Source organism: Rhizobiaceae bacterium (genome assembly GCA_023953845.1).
Taxonomy (GTDB): domain Bacteria; phylum Pseudomonadota; class Alphaproteobacteria; order Rhizobiales; family Rhizobiaceae; genus Arvimicrobium.
The window spans coordinates 2,928,985-2,950,621 of sequence record JAMLJC010000001.1 but is presented as its reverse complement, the minus strand read 5'-3'; the positions used below and the strand labels follow the sequence as shown (position 1 = coordinate 2,950,621).

At 65.5% G+C, this 21,637-nt stretch carries 14 protein-coding genes and 1 tRNA gene; 6 read left to right on the top strand and 9 right to left on the bottom strand.

The window, feature by feature from the left end:
* Positions 1 to 23: 23 nt before the first annotated feature.
* Positions 24 to 305 (bottom strand): DUF1127 domain-containing protein, encoded by a 282-nt coding sequence (locus tag M9955_14345; GenBank protein ID MCO5082819.1) that lies wholly within the window; start codon positions 303 to 305, stop codon positions 24 to 26.
* 175 nt (positions 306 to 480) lie between these two features.
* Here M9955_14345 and M9955_14340 point away from each other — a divergent pair, with 175 nt between their 5' ends.
* Positions 481 to 1,443: a LysR substrate-binding domain-containing protein gene (locus tag M9955_14340; GenBank protein ID MCO5082818.1), complete on the top strand. Its 963-nt coding sequence runs from the start codon at positions 481 to 483 to the stop codon at positions 1,441 to 1,443.
* A 65-nt stretch (positions 1,444 to 1,508) separates the two neighbouring features.
* Positions 1,509 to 3,098 carry an exodeoxyribonuclease VII large subunit gene (xseA, locus tag M9955_14335; protein ID MCO5082817.1) on the top strand — a complete coding sequence of 530 codons (1,590 nt, stop codon included), beginning with the start codon at positions 1,509 to 1,511 and terminating at the stop codon, positions 3,096 to 3,098.
* 82 nt (positions 3,099 to 3,180) lie between these two features.
* Here xseA and M9955_14330 read toward each other — a convergent pair whose 3' ends face one another.
* From M9955_14330 to M9955_14315, 4 genes are all read right to left on the bottom strand, one after another.
* On the bottom strand, positions 3,181 to 3,909 hold the full coding sequence (locus M9955_14330) for a hypothetical protein (protein ID MCO5082816.1): 729 nt from the start codon (positions 3,907 to 3,909) through the stop codon (positions 3,181 to 3,183).
* A gap of 390 nt (positions 3,910 to 4,299) precedes the next feature.
* Complete coding sequence (locus tag M9955_14325) at positions 4,300 to 6,366, bottom strand: 3-hydroxyacyl-CoA dehydrogenase NAD-binding domain-containing protein (GenBank protein MCO5082815.1); 2,067 nt, start codon at positions 6,364 to 6,366, stop codon at positions 4,300 to 4,302.
* A 131-nt stretch (positions 6,367 to 6,497) separates the two neighbouring features.
* Positions 6,498 to 6,574: transfer RNA gene (locus M9955_14320), tRNA-His, on the bottom strand.
* Positions 6,575 to 6,821: 247 nt separating this feature from the next.
* Complete coding sequence (locus M9955_14315; GenBank protein ID MCO5082814.1) at positions 6,822 to 7,277, bottom strand: phasin; 456 nt, start codon at positions 7,275 to 7,277, stop codon at positions 6,822 to 6,824.
* A 240-nt stretch (positions 7,278 to 7,517) separates the two neighbouring features.
* Here M9955_14315 and M9955_14310 point away from each other — a divergent pair, with 240 nt between their 5' ends.
* The 3 genes from M9955_14310 (at position 7,518) to M9955_14300 (ending at position 14,462) form a co-directional block, all read left to right on the top strand.
* Positions 7,518 to 11,414: a PAS domain S-box protein gene (locus M9955_14310; GenBank protein ID MCO5082813.1), complete on the top strand. Its 3,897-nt coding sequence runs from the start codon at positions 7,518 to 7,520 to the stop codon at positions 11,412 to 11,414.
* A gap of 224 nt (positions 11,415 to 11,638) precedes the next feature.
* A complete protein-coding gene (locus M9955_14305) occupies positions 11,639 to 12,673 on the top strand; it encodes a Fe(3+) ABC transporter substrate-binding protein (GenBank protein MCO5082812.1) in 1,035 nt (344 codons plus the stop codon).
* A 70-nt stretch (positions 12,674 to 12,743) separates the two neighbouring features.
* Positions 12,744 to 14,462: an iron ABC transporter permease gene (locus M9955_14300; protein ID MCO5082811.1), complete on the top strand. Its 1,719-nt coding sequence runs from the start codon at positions 12,744 to 12,746 to the stop codon at positions 14,460 to 14,462.
* Between the two features lie 242 nt (positions 14,463 to 14,704).
* Here M9955_14300 and M9955_14295 read toward each other — a convergent pair whose 3' ends face one another.
* On the bottom strand, positions 14,705 to 16,660 hold the full coding sequence (locus M9955_14295; protein ID MCO5082810.1) for an acetoacetate--CoA ligase: 1,956 nt from the start codon (positions 16,658 to 16,660) through the stop codon (positions 14,705 to 14,707).
* A gap of 156 nt (positions 16,661 to 16,816) precedes the next feature.
* Here M9955_14295 and M9955_14290 point away from each other — a divergent pair, with 156 nt between their 5' ends.
* The gene (locus M9955_14290; GenBank protein MCO5082809.1) at positions 16,817 to 18,661 is read left to right on the top strand and encodes an AsmA family protein; all 1,845 of its coding nucleotides are present in this window, start codon (positions 16,817 to 16,819) and stop codon (positions 18,659 to 18,661) included.
* 18 nt (positions 18,662 to 18,679) lie between these two features.
* Here the strand turns inward: M9955_14290 and M9955_14285 are convergent, their stop codons facing one another.
* The 3 genes from M9955_14285 to M9955_14275 are packed head-to-tail and all read right to left on the bottom strand — an operon-like array spanning position 18,680 to position 21,619.
* Positions 18,680 to 19,498, bottom strand: a complete 819-nt coding sequence (locus M9955_14285; GenBank protein MCO5082808.1) for an ABC transporter permease subunit — start codon at positions 19,496 to 19,498, stop codon at positions 18,680 to 18,682.
* Positions 19,499 to 19,502: 4 nt separating this feature from the next.
* Complete coding sequence (locus M9955_14280; protein MCO5082807.1) at positions 19,503 to 20,453, bottom strand: ABC transporter permease subunit; 951 nt, start codon at positions 20,451 to 20,453, stop codon at positions 19,503 to 19,505.
* 23 nt (positions 20,454 to 20,476) lie between these two features.
* Positions 20,477 to 21,619 carry an ABC transporter ATP-binding protein gene (locus M9955_14275; protein MCO5082806.1) on the bottom strand — a complete coding sequence of 381 codons (1,143 nt, stop codon included), beginning with the start codon at positions 21,617 to 21,619 and terminating at the stop codon, positions 20,477 to 20,479.
* Positions 21,620 to 21,637 lie beyond the last annotated feature (18 nt).

The following is a 21,637-nucleotide window of genomic DNA, read 5'->3' as shown; positions in this document are numbered from 1 at the left end:
CCTGCAAATCCTGTTGTCGGCAATCAGCTGACCTGACGGGCGAGCGCTTCGGTGGCGCGTGCCTCTGCGATGATGCCCAGCCGTTCCGTCGGATCGACGCCGAAGGGCGAGGCATGGGCAAGATAGAGATCGGCGCGGCGCAGGCCGATATCGGCGAGTTCGGTGTCCGTCATCTCGCCGAGGTGGTAGATCGCGCGGCGGTTGCGATAGGCGCGAAGCGCTTTCCATACGAGATTGACGACGCGCGTCGAAATCGCCGGGCGCGCGGAAGGCATCGCGAAATGGCTGTGTTCGATCGTGGTCATCGTCTTTCTCCATGTCGTATCGACGCGGTTTTCCCGTCGCGGCGCTCTCGATCCAGAGCCGCCCGCGCGCGGAACCTGCGTCCGTTGGTGACGCCGGCAATATCGCCAAAAGCGATTGATTAATCCAACGAATGTTTTTAATCTTCAGCATCAACAATCCTGATGGATTATGTCCATGCCCGCCGCTCCGCTCGATCTCGATCAGCTGCAGACCTTCATCAGCATCGCCGATACAGGCAGCTTCACCCGCGCGGCGGAGGAGGTGCACCGCACGCAATCGGCCGTTTCCATGCAGATGCGGCGGCTGGAGGAACGCATCGGCAAGCCGCTGTTCGAGAAGGACGGACGCAGCAACAGGCTGACCGAGGAAGGCGAAAAGCTGCTCACCTACGCGCGCCGCATGATCCGGCTGAACCGCGAGACGCTTGCCGCCTTCGACGACAACAGCCTCGAAGGCCACATCCGCATTGGCACGCCGGACGACTATGCCGACCGGTTCCTGCCGGAGATCATGGCGCGCTTCTCGCGTTCCAATCCGCGCGTGGAACTGTCGGTGATCTGCGAGCCGACGCCGGGCCTGCGCGAGCACCTGAAGCGCGGCAATCTCGACATCGCGCTGGTCACGCACAACGACGCCAACGCGCCGTCCGAGATCGTGCGGCGCGAGCCGCTTCTCTGGGTGACCTCCGCCAACCATGTGGTGCACGAGCAGAAGCAGCTGCCGATGGCCTTCGGCCGGCCGACCTGCATCTGGCGGCGCGCTGCCTGCGACGTGCTCGACCGAATGGGCCGCGACTATCGCGTGCTCTTCACCAGCTTCTCGGCTACCGTCATCACGGCGGCGGTGCTTTCCGGGCTCGCAATATCCGTGCTGCCGGAATGCGCGCTGAGGCCCGGCATGCGCGTGCTGGGCGACGCCGACGGGTTTGGCGAACTGCCCGACTGCATGATCGGCATCATGCGCGGCCCGACCGACCGGCCCGATCTCGTCGAGGCGCTGGCGCGGCACATCTCCGAAAGCCTGGACAACATCACCGTGCCGGAAGCGGTGGCGGCGATCGACCTGCCGGCGATCTCGGCCATCGGGCTGGGACGCGGCCGGCACGGCAAGCCGGCGCTGGTTTCTCCCGGATGGTAGGCGCTGCCGACGCAGGCAGGCGCTCCACGCCTTGACCCGCCGGCCGACGTGCCTTCAATGATCCGATGGACGATCTCCTTCCCGAATCGCGCAGCAACGCGGCCGAATTCACGGTCAGGGAGATCTCCAATGCGCTGAAACGCACGGTCGAGGATGCCTTCGGCCATGTGCGCGTGCGCGGCGAGATTTCCGGCTATCGCGGGCCGCATTCCTCCGGCCATGCCTATTTCGCGCTGAAGGACGAGCGGGCGCGGCTGGAAGCCGTGATCTGGAAAGGCACCATGTCGAAGCTGCGCTTCCGGCCCGAAGAGGGCATGGAAGTGATCGCGACAGGACGGCTGACGACCTATCCCGGCTCCTCCAAATACCAGATCGTCATCGACAATCTGGAGCCGGCCGGCGCCGGCGCGCTGATGGCGCTGCTGGAGGAACGCAAGCGGCGGCTGCAGGCGGAAGGCCTGTTCGATCCGGCCCGCAAGCAGCTCCTGCCCTACATGCCGCGCGTCATCGGCGTGGTGACATCGCCCACCGGCGCGGTCATCCGGGACATATTGCACCGCATCGCCGACCGCTTTCCGCTGCATGTGCTGGTCTGGCCGGTGCGCGTGCAGGGCGAGACGGCCGGCGCGGAAGTGTCGGCGGCCGTCGCCGGCTTCAATGCGCTGGAACATGGCGGGCCGATTCCGCGGCCCGACCTGCTGATCGTCGCGCGCGGCGGCGGCAGCCTCGAAGATCTTTGGGGTTTCAACGACGAGGGGCTGGCGCGCACCGTCGCCGCCTCGGACATTCCGGTGATCTCGGCGGTCGGCCACGAAACCGACTGGACGCTGGTCGACTATGCCGCCGACGTGCGCGCGCCGACGCCGACGGGCGCCGCCGAACTCGCCGTGCCGGTGAAGGCGGATCTCCAGGCGACGATCGTGAGCCTGCATGCGCGGCTCGGTAACTGCGTCGTCAGGCATTTCGACAAAAGGCGGCAGGCGCTGCGCTCGGCCGCCCGCGCCCTGCCCTCACCCGACCAGCTTCTGGCGCTGCCGCGCCGCCGTTTCGACGAAGCGGCAAGCCGCCTCTCGCGCGGGCTGACGGCCGGGACCGAGCGCCGCCGGGCGCGGCTCAACGCGGCGCGGCTGACGCCGGCGACGCTGATGCTGCGCATCGCGGACACGCGCAAACGCGCCGAGCGCGACGGCTTGCGCAGTTTTCAGGCGCTCGCGCGGCGGCTTGCGGCCTGCCGGCAGGCGTTTTCGCGCCTCTCCGCTCGCGTCCGGCCGGATGCCCTGCAACGTCGCAACATAATGTTGCGAACATCCGTCACCAGCCTCGAGCGCCGTCTCGATCTCGCCGAAGGCGCGCGGCTGGAGCGCCTCTGCAACCGCCTTGCGCAGGCGCACCGCATGCTCGCCACGCTGCGGACCTCCCACGAATCGATCCTCGAACGCGGCTATTCGCTGGTCGCCGATGGTGAGGGCAACGTCATCAGGCGCGCGGCCGAGATCGCCGCCGGACAGGCATTGCAACTCACCTTCGCGGACGGCAAGGCCGCCGCGACCGCAACGGGCGGCGGCACTTCCCAACCCGCTCCGAAGCCCGATGCGCCATCCCGCGCGAAATCGTTGAAGGCGAAGGAAACGGGCGGTCAGGGATCGCTGTTCTGATCGCGGCCGTGTCGCGCATGCAACCAGCCGGACAGCAGGATACCGCACGGAGGTCAGTGCCGATCGCCGTCCCGACCAGCCTCTACGCGACGTCGGGAATCAGCATTTCCCCGACATTCACCGTGACGTTCGTCTTCAATGAGCCATTGTCGAACTGGCCAACGACAAAGTCGAAGGTGCCGTGTTCGAGGTCCCATTCCTGAAACCCGTTCCTCGCGTTTCCGTCATTGTCGATAAGATCCTTGAAGAACAGCAGGTTGATGGAATCCTGCAGAACCTCTCCCGGTTCGCCGCCATTGCCGTCTCCCACGCCAAGCACGCGCAGATTGCCGTTCCTGTCCTCGGCGACGAAAGCGTTGCTCTGCTTGTCATATTTGAACTTCAGGTAGTCCGTCGCAATAGTCGGGTTGATATCCACCCACACATAGGCGCCGGTGAAATCCCCGTCCCTGTCGTAGAGCGAGAAATCCACGTTCCATGAAGCGCGGTTGGTGTTCGTGCCGCTGGCATTGTGCACGCCGTCCTGCTGGTAGCCGCCGTCCACCTTGTACTTGTCCCCGCTGGCATTGGTCGGCGACGCATCCTCGCCCGTGCGGTAGTGAACCTTCAGCCCGACGGTGGCTTCAAGCTCCGGCTGCCGGAGAGGTAAACGAAAGATCTTCGACAACAGCGTCTCGATCAGCCCGGGCGCCGACCAGGATTGCTTGCTGTGCCATCCGGCCGCGGTATTGCCCGCCCCGAAATACGTAAAACCGTCAGCGTCCTGCTCGTAATCGCTGAGGAAACCGTAAGAGATCACCTTCACTGCCATTTCGCGGCTCCTTGTCGCTCGAAGGGCACTCCGCCCGTTTCAGGACAGACGCCGCCATTCGCTCGCGCGACCGCGAGCGGTACAACCTTCAATCATCTGACGTCTGCCTAAACTACAACCTATAGGCGATTTATCCGCATATCAATTGCGTTTTGCAACTTATGAGATAATTTTATGCCGTATTCTTGGCATACTAAAATCACAGGTTGTGCAACTCTTTTCGCGCGCATGGCGAGGCAAGCGAATTCCTCGGCAGTGCGCACGGTGCCAGATGGGTTTGCGGGTGCGTAAACGTCTTGCGGGAGACGCGATCGCAGCAGCTTCCGCTCGCAGGTCGCGGAGCGGCCTCGAAGCTGCGCTTTCAGGATATGGATTGCAGGTCAGCCGCCGTCAGCGGCCGCCGAACGCGTTGGATTCGACCGCTGCGCGCAGCAGCGGCGTCGGCTCGAAAGCCGGCCGGCCGGTTTTGCCATGCCAATGTTCCAGCCGATCGATGACGTTGCGAACGCCCTTGAGGGTTGCCCAGAACATCGGCCCGCCCTTGCCGATCGGGAAGCCGTAACCGTTCGTCCAGACGATGTCGATGTCGGAGGACCGCGCAGCGATGCCCTCGGCCAGAATGCGCGCGCCCTCGTTGACGAGCGGCAGATGCGTGCGCTCGATGATCTCGTCGGCGGAAACATCGCGGCGCGGAACGCCCAGTTCGCGCGCCTTCGCCTCGATCAATTCCAGCACATACGGATCGGGCTCGGCGGTTCGCGCTCCCTGCGCGTAGCGATAATAGCCGCTGCCGGTCTTCTGGCCGAGGCGACCCGCCTCGCAAAGCGCATCGGCGATGGCAGCCGTCTCGCCGCGCACATTGCGCATGCGCCAGCTTATGTCGAGGCCGGCGAGGTCCGACATCTGGAACGGCCCCATCGGCCAGCCGAAATCCACGAAAGCCTTGTCGACCTGCTGCGGCGTCGCGCCCTCCAGCAGCAGGCTTTCGTTCTCGGCGTTGCGGGCGCGCAGCATGCGGTTGCCGACGAAGCCATGGCAGACGCCGACCACCACCGGCACCTTGCCGATGCGTCTGGCGACGGCGAGCGCCGTCACCAGCGCGTCGGGCGCGGTCGCGGCGGCGCGTACGATCTCAAGCAGCCTCATGACATTGGCGGGCGAGAAGAAATGCAGGCCGAGCACATCCGCCGGACGTCCGGACGCAGCCGCGATTTCGTCGACGTCGAGATAGGAAGTGTTGGTTGCCAGCACCGCGCCGGGCTTCGCGACCGCGCCGAGCCTGCCGAAAATCTCGCGCTTCACGGCCATGTCCTCGAAGGCTGCCTCGATGACCAGATCGACATCCGCGAGCCGCGCATATTCGGTCGTGCCCTCGATCAGCCCGATGCGGCGGCTCTTCTCCGCCTCGTCCAGAGAACCGCGAGAGACGGAGGCCGCGTAGTTCTTCCCGATGGCTCCCAGGCCGCGCTGCAGCGCCTCGTCCGTGGTTTCCAAGAGGGTCACCGGAATGCCGGCATTGGCGAAGCACATGGCGATGCCCCCGCCCATGGTGCCGGCGCCGATGATGCCGACGCGATTCACGTCGCGCGCCTTCACCTCCTTGCCGATGCCGGGAACCTTGGCCGCTTCGCGCTCGGCGAAGAAGAGATGCCGCTGCGCCTTCGACTGGTCGCCGGCGACGAGCCTCTCGAACAGCCGGCGTTCGGCGGCGAGCGCCTCGTCGAAAGGCAGCGCGACGGCGTTGCGGACGGCTTCGACGCAGGCCACGGGAGCCTCCAGCCCACGGCTTTTCTTCAGGAGGTCGGCCGCGACAGTGTCCAGCGCCGCCGGCTCGACCGCCAGCTTGTCGGAGCGCGCACGCACCGGCAGCGGCCTCGCACCATCCGCGATGCGCCTTTTCAGGAAGGACACCGCAGCGGAGACAAGGTCGCCATCGGCGATTTCATCCACAAGGCCGGCAGCCAGCGCCTCGTCCCCAGAAATCGGCGTTCCCGACACGATCATCGCCATGGCCTTCGCAGGCCCGACGAGACGCGGCAGGCGCACCGTGCCGCCCGCGCCGGGCAGGATGCCGAGCTTGACTTCGGGAAGGCCGAGCTTCGCGTCGCGATCGGCGATGCGGAAATGGCAGCCGAGCGCCAGTTCGAGCCCGCCGCCCAGCGCCGTGCCGTGGATCGCGGCGACGGTCGGCCTGGCGACGGCTTCGAGGATGGCGATGATGTCGCGCAGTTCCGGCTGCTTCATCGGCTTGCCGAATTCGGTGATATCGGCCCCGGCGACGAAGGTGCGACCGGCGCATGTCAGGACGATGCCGGCGACGGCGGCGTCATCGGCTAGCGCCTTCAGCGCGGCCGCGAGCGGCTCGCGGACATTGAAGCCCAGCGCATTCACCGGGGGATTGTCGATGGTGACGATCGCGATGCCGTCGTTTCGGGAAACGGTGACTGTCTCGGTCATGGCGCAACTCCTCCGGCCAGCGTGCGGATGGCACCCGGATGCCGCGCTTGTCAAACGGAGAGTGCCGCCACAGGGCGTAGCGAGCCGAAACCGGCTTTGCGGGAAAGGCGTCACGCCAAAGGGGAAACGGGTGGTACGGTTGGCTGGGATCGAACCAGCGACCTCCGGATCCACAATCCGGCGCTCTAACCAGCTGAGCTACAACCGCATGTCGCGTTCGCTGCCGGGTCCATACGGACAAACGGCGGACATTTCAAGGCCAACCTTTGCCCGGCGGCCCGCTTTGCTTCGACAAGCGCGGCTGTGATGCAAAAGGCAACTTCAGGCAAAAGAAAAGGCCGGGGGAGGACCCGGCCTTTTGCTTTAGCGAGCCAGCGGGAGGAGGTGCCGGCCTGTAACCCGTCAAGCGGAGGGAGGAGGAACCGCCTGCCGGTATGCTTGATGCCTACAATGCGTCAGGCGACCTTGAGTTCCTTGACGGTCTTCTCAAAAACGTCCTTCAGCGGCTTGGCAACCTCTTCGGCGGTCTTGGATGCGATCGCCTGGAATTCCTTGGCCTGCTCGACAGAGGTCTCGAAACCCTTGCGGAAGAAGGCGGTCTGCAATTCCACGATCTCGGAAAGCGACTTGGCGTTCAGCAGGGACTCAAGGTGGGAGAAACCAGCCTCGGAGTTGGCGCGCATCGCCGCGATCGTCTTCAGCGACAGAGCGCTGCCGGCCGACTTGGCGGTCTCGAAGGTGGACTCAAGCGCCTTCTGCGTATCTTCCGCGCCGGCCTTCACCTTGGCATAGACTTCCTTCGACTGCTCAACGCCTTTCTCGGCGAAAGCGCGGAACTGGTCGGTCGCCTTAGAGGCGTCGAAGCTCGGAAACTCGATCGAGGTATCGGCAATCTTCACGGTCTTGGACATTTTCCTATCCTTGGCTTGGGGCGGCCCTGAAGGACCCTCTCATTGTGGTATGGCCACCATATAGCGCAGGTTATTGTGCATTGCAACATTTTTTGTGCGATGCAGTATCCGGCCTGTGGCGCGATTAACCAAACGCCCATTTTGAGGATGCACGGCGTGCGGATTTGTGGACGCTGGGCGCTGCCCGTTTTATTAACAATGCGTTAAAGCCGGTTGGACCCGGACCAGGGGACGTGCCCGATGACTGCGGAAACGCATTCATTCATCGACATCGCCGCCATCGACGAGGTGCGTGGCCATTTTGCCGCAGGCGACGGCATCGTGATCCTGACGAGCGACCTCGGGCAGGTGATCTGGTGCAACGGCGCAGGCGGCGCGCTGCTGGGCTTTTCGGGCATCGAAGCGGCGATTGGCGCGGGCTCCGGTCTCAGCCGTTCGGCGAAACGCCAGATCGAAGGCATATCGGGATACCCCTCGATCGGAAGCGACCGGCCGGTCACCGTCCGGCTCGCAGCCGGCATGATCAGCCAGACGACCGCATTGCGCGCCACAAGTCTTACCCTGCCCGGCGGCGAGGCGGCGATCATGCTGGTCTCACCGGCGCCAAAGTTTTCCTCACGCGATGAGGCGGAAAGCGCCGCGCGGGCGATCGGCGGCTTCGAGGAGCCCGGCAATTATGTCGCGATGCTCGACGGAAGCGGCGGGGTTCTGGCGGCGACGCAAGGTTTTGGCGATCTCGGGCTCGGACCGGAACTGCTTGGGAAGCTCGTGACCGATGCCCGGGGAGAACGCGTGCTGAAGCGCATCGTCCGGGCTGGCAGCCGCGCCATGCCGGTGGGTTTCGCGCGGCTCGCCGAAGAGCCGGCGCGCTATCTGCTGATCACCGTCGACGAAGGCACGGCCGAACAGGACGACGACGTGCCGCTCGCCGCGATCGACGATTCGCAGGGCATGGCGGGAGAGGCAACCGGCGGCGACCTGCCTGGTTGGGAGCAGACGACGACGGTGGCGCCGCCGCCCGAACAGCCGGCGGTCGAGGATGCGGAGGATCACGCAGAACCGCCGTCGCCGGCGCTCATCCTGTCCGATGACCAAGCGCAACGACAGGAAGACGATCGGGAGGAGGCCGACGCCGCTGCGGATACGGCCGCGCCAACCGAACCCGACGGCGTCGCAGGCACAGGCTCCCAGCACGACAGCTGGTATTTCAGCGACCGCGCCGCGCCGGGCGCGCAGACCGATCCGATCGCCATCGACCGGGATTCGGCGCCGGTGCGTTTCGTCTGGCGCACGGATGCAGAAGGCCGTTTCAGCGCCATTTCGCCGGAGTTCATAGCCGCCGTCGGCGCCGCCGCGGGCGACGTCACGGGCAGCAGCTTTGCAGAAATCGCCGCGCGTCTCGGGCTCGATCCGGACGGCGAGATCGCCGGACTGCTGGAGCGCCGCGACACATGGTCGGGCCGTTCCGTCTTCTGGCCGATCGCCGGGACGGATCTGAAGGCGCCCGTCGATCTCGCCGCCCTTCCGGCCTATGGCCGCGAACGGCAGTTCGAGGGATTTCGCGGCTTCGGCGTCGTGCGCGTGGCCGACGCGGTGATCGATCCCAATGCGGTCGGACTGAAGCTCGCCGGCAAGGGATCGGCGGAGCCCGAAGCCGCGCAGGAACCCGAGGCGCCGGCCCCGGCTGCGGCCGATCTCCCGGCCGATCCGTTCCAGGGTGAAGTGCCGGCGCTGGAGATCGCGCCGAAGCAGGAGCGCCGCTACAGCGACAAGGTCATCCGCCTGGCCGAGCATCGCCAGCCTCCGTCCGACAAGGGCTTGACGCCGGTGGAGCGCAACGCTTTCCGCGAGATCGGCGAACAGCTGAAGCGCGCGAGCGCGCCGGCGGAGATCGAAACGGGCGACGCGACCGCCGCTGAGGATGTGTCCGCGGACACGATGAATGGTGCGGGAACCTCCGTTTCGGGTGTCCCGGAAACTTTTGATGCCGCCGTGCTCCAGGAAGACGACATTCAGCCGGCCGCTTTGTCGGAACTGGGTGAAACTCCCCTCGGACAGACGGAAGCGACACCACCCGTCTCCGACGAGACGCCTGTCCGCACCGTCGCCGCGACCGACGCGCCCCAGTGGTTTGCCGCGCAGGCGCCGGTCGGGATCGAGCGCGACGAGACGGTCGAAACCCCCGTGGACGTCGCCGGAACCGATGAGCGCATGGCCGGGGCTGAAAGCGACGAAACGACGATCACGGTCGGGCCGGACGCGCAACCAACGGACACGGGAACCTTTGTCGATCCCGACGCCACCACCGCCGACCTCGACGCTTTGGGCGACGATCACGAAACAGGAGAGCCGGCAACGGAGAGCGCGCTGGACGAAGCCGCGCCGACCATGGCGGACGAAGCCGTCTCGCGCGAGGACAGCACGGCGCGCGAGCCGGAAGTGACCGTCCCGAAGGACCGTGCCTCACGCTCGCTGCTTGATTTCGCCGCCGCGCCGGAGGCGCAGGACGCCGGGGACGAATCCGCTGCATCGCAAGCGACCCTCGCCGCGGCCGCGCCGGAATCGGCAACGGCCGAGACGGCGTCGGAGACGCAGGCGACGACGGAGACGGTTCCGCAGTCCGTCGCTGCGCCGCCGCTGAAGCTCGACGGCTTCACGCCGTCAGCCTTCGCCGAAAGGCGCGCGGATACGTCCATTCTCGCGCAATTGCCCATCCCGGTGCTCATCCATGCCGGCGACATGTTGCACTATGCAAACGACGCTTTCTTCAGCCTCACCGGCTACGGCTCGATCGGGGAACTGGCAGAGGCCGGCGGCATAGACGTGCTGCTCTCCGGCCCGGCGGAAGACCGCTCGGAGGGAGACAGCAGCGTCGCCCTCAGGACGCGCGGCGGCGAGGAGATTCCGGTCAACGCCCATCTCCAATCCGTGCCGTGGCTCGGCGGCAAGGCGTTGCTTCTGACGCTCGTGCGCCAGCCCGTGCCCGCGCCCGCCGCGCCCGATGCCGAACAGCAGCAGCTCAAGGATCGGCTCGCCGAGCTGAGGACCATCCTCGACACGGCGACCGATGGCGTCGTTCTCATCGACAATGACGGCATGGTGCGCTCGATCAGCCGGCCGGCCGAGGCGCTGTTCGGCTATGACGACGACCAGATCGTCGGAAAACCCTTCGCCTCGCTTTTCGCCATCGAAAGCCAGCGGGCGGCGCGCGACTATCTTTCCGGCCTTTCCGACAACGGCGTCGCCAGCGTGCTGAATGACGGGCGCGAGGTGATCGGCCGCGAGGCGCAGGGGCGCTTCATCCCGCTGTTCATGACCATCGGCAAGCTGCCGGGCGACGGCGGATATTGCGCGGTGCTGCGCGACATCACGCCGTGGAAGCGGGCCGAAGAGGAGCTGACGCAGGCCCGCGCGCAAGCCGAGCGCGTATCCACCCAGAAGTCGGATTTCCTCGCCCGCGTCAGCCACGAGATCCGCACGCCGCTCAACGCCATCATCGGCTTTTCCGAACTGATGCTGGATGAGAAGTTCGGGCCGGTCGCCAATGATCGCTACCGCGACTATCTGCGCGACATCAATCGCTCCGGCAACCATGTGCTCGATCTGGTCAACGACCTGCTGGACATCTCGAAGATCGAGGCCGGCCAGCAGGAAATGGACTATCAGGCGGTGGCGCTGAACGACGCGCTGGCCGAGACGGTCGCGATGATGCAGCCGCAGGCCAACCGCGAGCGCGTCATCATCCGCTCCACGCTCGCCTCGAAACTGCCGGAAGTCGTGGCCGACCTGCGCAGCGTGCGCCAGATCGCGCTCAACATCCTTTCGAACGCCGTACGCTACACGCAGGCCGGCGGGCAGGTGATCGTCTCGACCGCGCACGAGCCGAACGGCGAGGTGGTGATGCGGGTGCGCGACACCGGCGTCGGCATGACGCAGGCAGAGATCGAGCAGGCGCTGAAACCCTTCAAGCAGGTCAACGCGCTGAAACGCGGCCGCGGCGATGGCACCGGCCTCGGGCTGCCGCTGACCAAGGCGATGGTGGAGGCCAATCGCGCGAAATTTTCGATCTATTCGACACCCGGCGAAGGCACGCTGGTCGAAGTGACCTTCCCGTCAACGCGCGTTCTCGCGGAATAACGACATAATGCATACACCTTCTCGTGAACGCCGGAGGCCGGGTTCCGGGGGCGAGTATTAAGCCTTTGATAAGCTGTATGATTTCATCCAGTTTGGAATTCTTCTAAACAGTTGAAATCATTGGACTTTCACTTGACCCTCATGCGTCGTTCGGCAATAAGCCCCGTGTTTCCTGAATGGAAACCGAAGGTTTCAAGGCTACGGCCCAAGGAGGTGGAATAAACATGAAACGGCTCCTGCAATTCGTCGCGCTGGCATTGGCCAGCACCACCGCCGGCGCGGCGTTGGCGGACGGCAAGGTGAACATCTACACCTATCGCCAGCCGGAACTGATCAAGCCGGTCCTGGACGAGTTCACCAAGGAAACCGGCATCCAGACGGAAGTGCTGTTCCTCGACAAGGGGCTGGAGGAGCGCATCGCCTCTGAAGGCGAGAACTCCCCCGCCGACGTCATCATGACCGTCGACATCAGCCGCCTGACGGCCGCCAAGGAGAAGGGCATCACCCAGCCGCTCGAGGACGAGATCGTCAACAAGAACATCTCCGCCGAATATCGCGATCCGGAAGGCCACTGGTTCGGCCTGACCAAGCGCGCCCGCGTCATCTACGCCTCGAAGGACCGCGTGACGGACACCGCGATCACCTATGCGGATCTGGCCGATCCGAAGTGGAAGGGCAAGATCTGCATGCGCTCCGGCCAGCACGACTACAACCTCGCCCTGTTCTCGGCGGCAATCGCCCATTGGGGTCCGGAGAAGACCGAGGAGTGGATGAAGGGCCTCAAGGCAAACCTCGCCAAGAAGCCCGACGGCGGCGACCGCCCGCAGGCCGGAGCCATCGCGGCCGGCGAATGCGACATCGCGCTCGGCAACACCTATTATGTCGGCCTGATGCGCAACAACGAGAAGGACCCGAAGGAGAAGGAGTGGGGCAACGCCATCAACGTGCTCTTCCCGACCTTCACGGAAACCGGCGGTACCCATGTCAACATCTCCGGCGCCGCGCTCGCCAAGCACGCTCCGAACAAGGACAATGCGGTGAAGCTCATCGAATTCCTGTCCGGCCACGCGGCGCAGCAGATCTACGCCGAGAAGAACTACGAATATCCGGTGGAGCCGGGTCTCGAAGCCTCTGAGACGGTCAAGGGCTTCGGCGAACTCAAGGCCGACACGCTGTCGCTGGCAGACATCGCCAAGAACCGCAAGGCGGCGTCGGAAATGGTCGACCGCGTCGGCCTCGATGACGGCCCGAGCAGCTGAGCGAGGCGCCATCATCCAGCCAATCCAGGCCGGGCCTTCGGGTCCGGCCTTTGCCGTTTGAAACAGTGGCATGATCGCGCAATCGCGGACAACAGATGCGGGGACGCCGCCGGGCGACGCGATCGACCGCCGGCCGCCGGCGCGGCGCAGCGCGCATCGCGGGAGCGTGGCGATCGCCGTCGTCATCGCCGCGATCGTGCTTCTGCCGCTGGCGTCGCTCGCGGCAATCGCGCTGACGGGCTCGGGAAGCGACTGGCCGCATCTCGTCCGCAACGTGCTGCCCGCCGCCGCGATGACGACGATCGTGCTGCTTGCGCTGGTGGCGATCGGGACGGCCTTCATCGGCGTCCTTGCCGCATGGGCCGTGGTCGCCTTCGATTTTCCATTGCGCAGGGTCGTCTCGTGGGCGCTGGTGCTGCCGCTGGCCGTTCCGGCCTATCTCGCGGCCTATGCCTTCGCCGAGTTCTTTCACTATTCAGGTCCGGTGCAGAGCCTGATCCGCGGCCTGTTCGGCTTCCAGACGATCCGCGACTACTGGTTCCCCGACATCCGCTCGACCGGGGGCGCCGCGCTGGTGCTCATTTCGGTGCTCTACCCTTATGTCTATCTCACCACCCGCATCGTCTTCCTCATGCAGGGACGCAACATAGGCGACGTCGCGCGAACGCTCGGCGCGCGGCCGATGCGCGTGTTCCTGCGGATTCTGCTGCCGGTGGCGCGGCCCGCCATCATTGCCGGCGTCGCGCTGGTGCTCATGGAAACGATCAACGACATCGGCGCCTCGGAATATCTGGGCGTGCGCACGCTGACCTTCGCCGTCTATTCGACCTGGCTCAACCGCGGCAGTCTGGAAGGCGGCGCGCAGGTGGCGCTGCTGCTGCTCGTGCTCGTGGTCTTTCTCATGCTGATCGAGCAGCAGAGCCGCAAACGGCAGCGCTTTCACAACACCCGCGCCACGCAGCTCAAGGCGCGTCATCCGCGCGTCCGGCTCGCCGGCTGGCGCGGTTTCGCCGTGCTGGCCGCGACGCTGACGCCGATCCTCGTCGGCTTCGGCATCCCCGTCTTCGTCTTCGGACAGTATGCGTTGCGCCGCCTGGAGCAGTTCGCGGCGCCCGAACTCGCCTCAGCCTTCGTGACCTCCGTGGCGACGGCGACGGCGACAGCGGTACTGACCGTCTGCGCCGCGCTTATGCTGGTGAACGGCATGCGCGTCGCGCGCTCCGCGGGCATGAACCTTCTGGTGCGGCTGGCCTCGGTCGGCTACGCCCTGCCCGGCGGCATTCTGGGCCTCGGTCTCTTCATCGGCCTCACCCGCTTCGACAACGGGCTCGATGCGCTGATGCGGGCGGAGTTCGGCCTCTCGACCGGGCTGTTGACCTCGGGCACGGCGGCAGCCGTCGTGCTTGGCTGCACGATACGCTTCATCGCGCTTGCCGAAGGCGCAATCCGTTCGGGGCTGGAAAAGCTTCCGCCCAATCTCGACGAGGCGGCGCGCAGCCTCGGCCGCTCGCCCGGAGCAAGCGCGGCGACCGTGATCCTGCCGTTGCTGAAGCCAGCGATCCTGACGGCGCTGGTCCTCGTCTTCGTGGACACCGTCAAGGAGCTTTCCGCGACGATCCTGCTAAGGCCGTTCGGCTTCGGCACGCTCGCCACCTATGTCTACGAGCAGGCGTCGCGGGCCGCGCCGCAGGACGGCGCAGCGGCGGCGCTGGTCATCATCGCCACGGCGACGGTGCCGGTCATCATCCTGTCCAGCGCACTGGCGAAGGATCAGACATCCTCGCTTTGACGCGGGCGACGCAGCCATCGAAAAAAGAAGGCGCCTGCAAGAGGCGCCTGGAGTCAGAATGCTGTCACGCGGTCGGCGAAAGGTTTCCAAGCCAAAGCAAGAATTCCTTAAGTTCACGCACGAATATCGGACGCATCTGTTACCGACCGGTTAACGTCCGCCGCGAAAATTTAGGAATGTGTATCACCTGTGAAATCTCGGTAAATTCGAAGGTGACGCTTTCCTAACCATGCCGGTGCCCGTCAGCCGGCAAGCTCCGGCAGATCGCGGAACAGCTCCAGCGCCTCGGGATTGGCGAGCGCCTCCTTGTTCTTCACCGCGCGGCCATGCACCACGTCGCGCACGGCGAGCTCGGTAATCTTGCCGGACTTGGTGCGAGGAATGTCGCGCACGGCGACCACCTTCGCCGGCACGTGGCGGGGACTGGCGCCGGTCCTGATCTTGCGCTTGATCCGCTCCACCAGATCCGTGTCGAGCGTCACGCCGTCCGCCAGCCGCACAAACAGGACGACGCGCACGTCGTTGTCGAAATCCTGCCCGATGCAGAGCGCTTCAGCGATCTCCGGCATCTGCTCCACCTGATTGTAGATCTCCGCCGTGCCGATGCGCACGCCGCCGGGGTTCAGCGTGGCGTCGGAGCGCCCGTGGATGATCATGCCGCCATGCGCCGTCCACTCGGCGAAATCGCCATGACACCAGACATTGTCGAAGCGCTCGAAATAGGCCCCTCGATACTTGGCGCCGTCCGCATCGTTCCAGAACATGACGGGCATGGACGGGAAGGCGCTGGTGCAGACCAGTTCGCCCTTTTCGCCGCGCACCGGCTTGCCGTCGTCGTCCCAGACGTCCATGGCCATGCCGAGGCCCGCGCCCTGAATCTCGCCCGTCCACACCGGCAGGGTCGGGATGCCGAGGACGAAGCACGACACGATGTCGGTGCCGCCGGAGATCGAGGCCAGATGCACGTCCTCCTTGATGCCGTCATAGACGAAGCGGAAGCCTTCCGGGGCCAGCGGCGAGCCGGTCGACGAGATCGTGCGCACAGTGGAGAGATCGTGTGTCTTCTTCGGCTCCAGCCCGGATTTGCGCAGCGCGTCGATGAATTTCGCCGAGGTGCCGAAATAGGTCATCTTCTCTGCGTCGGCATAGTCGAACAGGACATTGCCGTTCGGCGCGAAAGGCGAGCCGTCGAAGAGCAGCAGGGTCGCGCCGGATGCGAGGCCCGACACCAGCCAGTTCCACATCATCCAGCCGCAGGTGGTGAAGTAGAAGACCCGGTCGCCTTCGCGGATGTCGCCGTGCAGGCGGTGCTCCTTGATGTGCTGGAGCAGCGTGCCGCCGACCGAATGCACGATGCATTTCGGGATTCCGGTCGTGCCGGAGGAGAACAGGATATAGAGCGGATGGCCGAAGGGGACGCGCGCGAAGGTCACGGGCTTCGCGGCGAAAGGCCGGATCGCGGCCGCCAGCGACTCTCCGCGCGGCGTCGACGCCGCCACGGCATCAGCCTTGCCCAGATAATCGACGACGATCGTCTTCCTGACGCCCGGCAGCTGCGAAGCGACGGCGGCAACCTTTTCCGATACGTCGACAGGCTTGCCGTTGTACCAGTAGCCGTCGACCGCGAAGAACACGGTCGGCTCGATCTGGCCGAAACGATCGAGCACGCCGCGCTCGCCGAAATCCGGCGAGCAGGAGGACCAGACAGCACCCAGCGACGTGACCGCAAGCATGGCGGCGACGGCTTCCGGCCTGTTGGACAGCATCGCGGCGACGCGGTCGCCGGCCCTCACGCCGGCCGCCATCAGCGCCTGCTGAAGCCGCGAGACCAGCGCGTGAAGCTCGTCCCATGACAGCCGCTTCCCGGCCTTGTCCTCGCCGCGGAAGACTATGGCATCCTCCGGCCCGGTCTTCCTGAGCAGGTTCTCGGCAAAATTCAGCGTCGCGTCGGGGAAGAAGCGCGCACCGGGCATCCTGTCGCCGTCGACCAGATCGCGCCCGCCCTTCTCGCCGATGACGCCGAACTCGTCCCAGACGAGCGACCAGAAGGCCCCACGCTCCTCGATCGACCAGCGGTGGAGATCGGCATAGTCAGAAAGCGGCCTGCCCGCGATCCGCTCTGCCTTCGCGGCAAAGGCCGTCAGATTGCTTTGCGCCACCTTTTCCTGAGAAGGACTCCAAAGCGGCGTGTCTGACATCGCGAAACTCCTGTTAGGCCGCGTCCTTATGCATAGCGCGACGGCCATCCGCAAGACATGCGCGCGCCCCGGCGCATGAAGCATGGACACGCCTTCGCCGGACCATATTGCCTTGAAAGACTTGACTGCGGCGACAAACCGCTCTCGTGTGCGCGCGTGCAGAAGAAGCTTCTCGATATCGTCCGGCTTGCCCGATCCAATGCGCGCCCGGCGCTGTGGGGCGCAGGCGCCCTGCTGATCGTCGCGATCTTCCTCTATGTGATCGTGCCGTTCGTCGCCTCGACGCGGATCGTCAAGGAGCGGATCGCCTTCGAGCTCAGCGTCTGGAGCGGCTATCAGGTCTCGATCGATTCGGACCCGGAGGTCCGGCTTTTTCCGTTCCGCGCCGTGCTCAACGGGGTGAAGCTGGCGCAGTGGACGCAGCCCGGCCCGCCGGTGATGACGGCCGACCAGATGCTGATCAGCCTGTCGCCCATGGCCGCGCTGACCGGCGACATCTACTTCACCAAAGTGAGGTTGCTGAAGCCGGTGCTGCGCGTGGAGCCCGACGCCTCCGGCATCTACCTGCCGCGCCTGCCCGGCGGCGGCAGGATGGCGAACGCCGTCAAGGACGCACAGGTGCTGATGGCCCAGAACGCCGATGACCGCGACGCGACGAACCTGCCGGGCGATCCCTTCGGCGATGTCGAGTTCTTCAGCGGCAGCATCGTCGACGCGCGGGACGAAGCGACGATCGTCGGCTCCCTTGAAGGCGTCATCTCATGGCCGCGGCTCGACCGCAGCGGGTCGCTGCGCGCTTCGGGCGTATGGCGCGGCGAGTCGGTGATCGTCGAACTGTCCTCGACCGAGCCGATGCTGCTGCTGGCCGGGGGCACTGCGCGCACGAATGTCGCCTTTGCGGGCGCGCCGGGCAATGCCACCTTCGACGGCACGATCAACCTGTCCAGCCAGCCCTTCTTCCAGGGCGAGGCAGCCTTCTCCACCTCGTCGCTGCGGCGCATGCTGGAATGGTCGCAGACCGGCATCGTCGGCTCGCCCGACCTCGATGCCGTGAGCATACGCGGACAGGTGCAGGGCGATTACCATCGCATCAAGTTCGAAGGCCTGCAGATGACGGCGAACGGCAGCACCGGCACGGGGGCCGCCGAACTCGTTCTCGACGCGCCACGGCCCGCCCTGTCCGGCACGCTTGCGCTGCAGCAGGCCAATCTCGGCGCGCTGTTCGCCGCCTTCGCGCCGGACGGAGATCCGCGCTCGACAGGCGCGATCGATCCCTATTTCACCCCCCCGATCAATCTCGACCTGCGAATGTCCGCCGCACAGGCCAATGCCGGCCAGATCGCGCTCGCGGACGTCGCTGCGACGGCGCAGATCCGCGACGGTCTGGCCGTCTTCGACGTCTCGGATGCGCGCGCATTCGACGGATCTATCCAGGCGGGAATGCGCTTCGACCGCCGGGATAACGGGGTCGAGGTGGAAACGAGCATACGCGCCACGGATATCGACGGTGGCGCATTCGCGCAGGCGCTCGGCCTTTCTCGCGCGGTGCCGGCGAGCCGCGGCGGCTTCTCGCTGATGCTGAAAGGCCCGGTGAGCGACTGGGACCATTTCACGGATGCGCTCGGCGGCACGCTCGCCGCGAATTTCGGTGCAGGCACCCTGCCCGGAATCGATCTCGCGGCATTCGTCGCCAAGACGCAGCAGGGCGGCTTCTTCGCGCTCGACGAGGTCGCGCAAGGCACCCTCGCCGTGGACCGGCTGGACCTCAAGGCAACCATCGCCGCCAATGTCGCGCGGCTCGACCAGGCGGAAATCAGGTCGGGGCAGAACACGATCGCGCTTTCGGGCGTCGTTTCCTATGCGGGACGCGGCCTTGCGCTGACCGGAACGATAATGAACAGCAGCCAGACGGAGCCGACCGCACAGCCGCCCGGCTTCTTCGTCGGCGGCACGTGGTCGAAACCGTTCATCTCGCCGGCACTGCCCCGCAAGATCGACTGAAACAGGCCCGCTGGAAAGCTATCCGCGCTGTGCCGCCTGCTCGTCACGGGCGCGCTGCACCTCGCGGCGCTTGTTGACCACCGAAGCGACCAGCACGCCGACCGCGACGATGCCGATCAGGATGGTGCAGGCGGCGTTGATCTCCGGCGTCACGCCGAGGCGCACCTGGCTATAAATCTTCATCGGCAGGGTCGTCGCGCCCGGACCGGACGTGAAGCTGGCGATGACGAGATCGTCGAGCGACAGGGTGAAGGCCAGCATCCAGCCGGAAATAATGGCCGGCAGGATGACGGGCAGCGTAACCTGGAAAAAGGTCTTCACCGGCGTCGCGCCGAGGTCCATTGCGGCTTCCTCCAGCGAACGGTCGAAGGTCATCAGGCGCGACTGCACGACGACCGCGACGAAGCACATGGTGAAGGTGATGTGCGCCAGCGTCACGGTGACGAAGCCGCGGTCGAGGCCGACGGCGACGAAGAGCAGGAGCAGCGACAGGCCGGTGATGACCTCCGGCATGACCAGCGGCGCGAAGACCATGCCCGAAAACAGCACCCTTCCACGGAATCGGGTGTAGCGCGTGAGCGCCAGCGCCGCGAGCGTGCCGAGGACGGTGGCGAAGGTTGCCGACAGCAGGCCGACCCGCGCCGTCACCCAGGCGGCGTCGAGCAGCCCCTGGTTCTGCATCAGCGAGACGTACCACTTGGTCGAGAAACCCGCCCAGACGGTGACGAGCCTGGACTCGTTGAAGGAGAAGACGACGAGGATGACGATCGGCAAATAGAGGAAGGCAAAGCCGAGCACGATCGAGACGATGTTGAAACGGCTCCAAGTCGGGTTCATCGCCTCACCTCCCCTGTTCCTGCGCCTTGGCCTGGAAGTGCTGGAAGAACATGATCGGCACGACCAGCAGAAGCAGCAGGATGATCGCCACGGCCGAGGACACCGGCCAGTCGCGGTTGGCGTTGAACTCGTTCCACAGCGTCTTGCCGATCATCAGCGTCTCCGAGCCGCCGAGCAGATCGGGAATGACGAATTCGCCGACGGCAGGGATGAAGACCAGCAGGCAGCCCGCGACGACGCCCGGCAGCGACAGCGGAAAAGTGATCTTCCAGAACGCCGAGGTCGGCCGGCAGCCGAGATCGTTGGCGGCCTCGATCAGCGTGTAGTCCATCTTCTCCAGCGCCGAATAGAGCGGCAGGATCATGAAGGGCAGGTAGGAATAGACGATGCCGATGAAGATCGCCGTGTTGGTGTTGAGGATGATCAGCGGCTGGTCGATGACGTTGAGCGACAGCAGCAGCTGGTTGAGCAGGCCCTCCGGCTTCAGGATGCCGATCCACGCGTAGACGCGGATGAGGAACGAGGTCCAGAAAGGCAGGATGACGAGCATCAGCAGGGTCGGCCGCCAGGTGGCCGGCGCGCGCGCCATGCCGTAGGCGATCGGATAGCCGATGAGCAGCGTCAGCAGCGTCGAGACGGCGGCGATCCACAGGCTCGACAGATAGGCGTTGAAGTAGAGCGCGTCCTCGGTCAGCCAGACATAATTGTCGAAGGACAGTTCCCCGATCTTCTCGAAGAAATCGGTGACGCCGATGACCGGCGTATAGGGCGGCATGGCGATCGCCGTCTGCGACAGCGAAATCTTGAAGACGATGAAGAAGGGGACGAGGAAGAACACCAGCAGCCACACATAGGGGATGGCGATGACCAGCCGGCCGGTGACGGCGGAGACGATGCTGCTGAAGGCGCCCGGTGCGGCTTGCGCCTCGCGCGCGGAGATCGCTGCTTCGGCCATTCTTCCCTCCTAGAGCAATGTCTCTAACGCGTCAGCACGACGCCCGCATCGGGCTGGAAGGAGATCCAGGCGCGGTCGTTCCAGGTGAGCGGATCGTCGGTGACGCGTGCGGCGTTGAGGGCGGCGGCCTTGACCACCTGCCCGTCGGAGAGCCTGACATGGTAGATGGTCATGTCGCCGAGATAGGCGATATCGTAGACCTCGCCCTCCATGGCGTTGACGCCGGCATTGTCCGGCTTCTTCGAGGACACCCTGATCTTTTCGGGCCTGATCGCGAAAGCCACCGTGTTGCCGGCGGCCGCGTCGCCGGCGTTCGCGACGACGATCTCCGCGCCGGTCGCCCCCGTGATGCGCGCGGTGTCCGCGTCGCGCGCGGCGACCTTCCCCTCGAACATGTTGACGTTGCCGACGAAGTTGGCGACGAAGCGCGAGCCCGGAGCCTCGTAGATCTCGGCCGGCGTCGCCACCTGCATCACCTGCCCCTTGTCGAGAATGGCGATGCGGTCGGCCATGGTCATCGCCTCCTCCTGGTCGTGCGTGACGACGACGAAGGTGAGGCCGAGATTCTGCTGCAGATCCATCAGTTCGAACTGCGTCTCCTCGCGCAGCTTCTTGTCGAGCGCGCCGAGCGGCTCGTCGAGCAGCAGCACTTTGGGGCGCTTGGCGACAGATCGGGCCAGAGCCACGCGCTGACGCTGGCCGCCTGAAAGCTGGTGCGGCTTGCGCCTGGCGAAGGGCTCCAGCTTGACGAGCTTCAGCATCTCGGCGACACGCGCCCTGATCTGGTCGGCGGGCATGCCTTCCTGCTTGAGGCCGAAAGCGATGTTGGCCTCGACCGTCATGTGCGGGAACAGCGCATAGGACTGGAACATCATGTTGACGGGCCGCTTGTAGGGCGGCGTGCCGCGCAAATCCTGCCCGTCGAGCAGGATGCGTCCGGAACTCGGTTCCTCGAAGCCCGCGAGCATCCGGAGCAGGGTGGACTTGCCGCAGCCGGACGCGCCGAGAAGGGCGAAGAACTCCCGCTCGAAGATGGTCAGGGACAGGTTGTTGACGGCGGTGAAGTCGCCGAACTTCTTCGTCACGTTTTCGAAGGAGATGTAGGGCTTCGCTGCCGGATCGGTCCAGGGCGCGAAGCTTCTGCGGATGCTTCCGAGTGATTGCATGACGTCCCCTCAGTCCCA

Bases quoted from the DNA above. Each gene is read 5' to 3' on its own strand.
- M9955_14300 (MCO5082811.1), top strand. From the start codon at position 12,744: ATGATCGCGCAATCGCGGACAACAGATGCGGGGACGCCGCCGGGCGAC.
- M9955_14330 (MCO5082816.1), bottom strand. From the start codon at position 3,909: ATGGCAGTGAAGGTGATCTCTTACGGTTTCCTCAGCGATTACGAGCAG.
- M9955_14310 (MCO5082813.1), top strand. From the start codon at position 7,518: ATGACTGCGGAAACGCATTCATTCATCGACATCGCCGCCATCGACGAG.
- M9955_14280 (MCO5082807.1), bottom strand. From the start codon at position 20,453: ATGGCCGAAGCAGCGATCTCCGCGCGCGAGGCGCAAGCCGCACCGGGC.
- xseA (MCO5082817.1), top strand. From the start codon at position 1,509: ATGGACGATCTCCTTCCCGAATCGCGCAGCAACGCGGCCGAATTCACG.
- M9955_14285 (MCO5082808.1), bottom strand. From the start codon at position 19,498: ATGAACCCGACTTGGAGCCGTTTCAACATCGTCTCGATCGTGCTCGGC.
- M9955_14345 (MCO5082819.1), bottom strand. From the start codon at position 305: ATGACCACGATCGAACACAGCCATTTCGCGATGCCTTCCGCGCGCCCG.
- M9955_14275 (MCO5082806.1), bottom strand. From the start codon at position 21,619: ATGCAATCACTCGGAAGCATCCGCAGAAGCTTCGCGCCCTGGACCGAT.
- M9955_14305 (MCO5082812.1), top strand. From the start codon at position 11,639: ATGAAACGGCTCCTGCAATTCGTCGCGCTGGCATTGGCCAGCACCACC.
- M9955_14325 (MCO5082815.1), bottom strand. From the start codon at position 6,366: ATGACCGAGACAGTCACCGTTTCCCGAAACGACGGCATCGCGATCGTC.
- M9955_14340 (MCO5082818.1), top strand. From the start codon at position 481: ATGCCCGCCGCTCCGCTCGATCTCGATCAGCTGCAGACCTTCATCAGC.
- M9955_14315 (MCO5082814.1), bottom strand. From the start codon at position 7,277: ATGTCCAAGACCGTGAAGATTGCCGATACCTCGATCGAGTTTCCGAGC.
- M9955_14295 (MCO5082810.1), bottom strand. From the start codon at position 16,660: ATGTCAGACACGCCGCTTTGGAGTCCTTCTCAGGAAAAGGTGGCGCAA.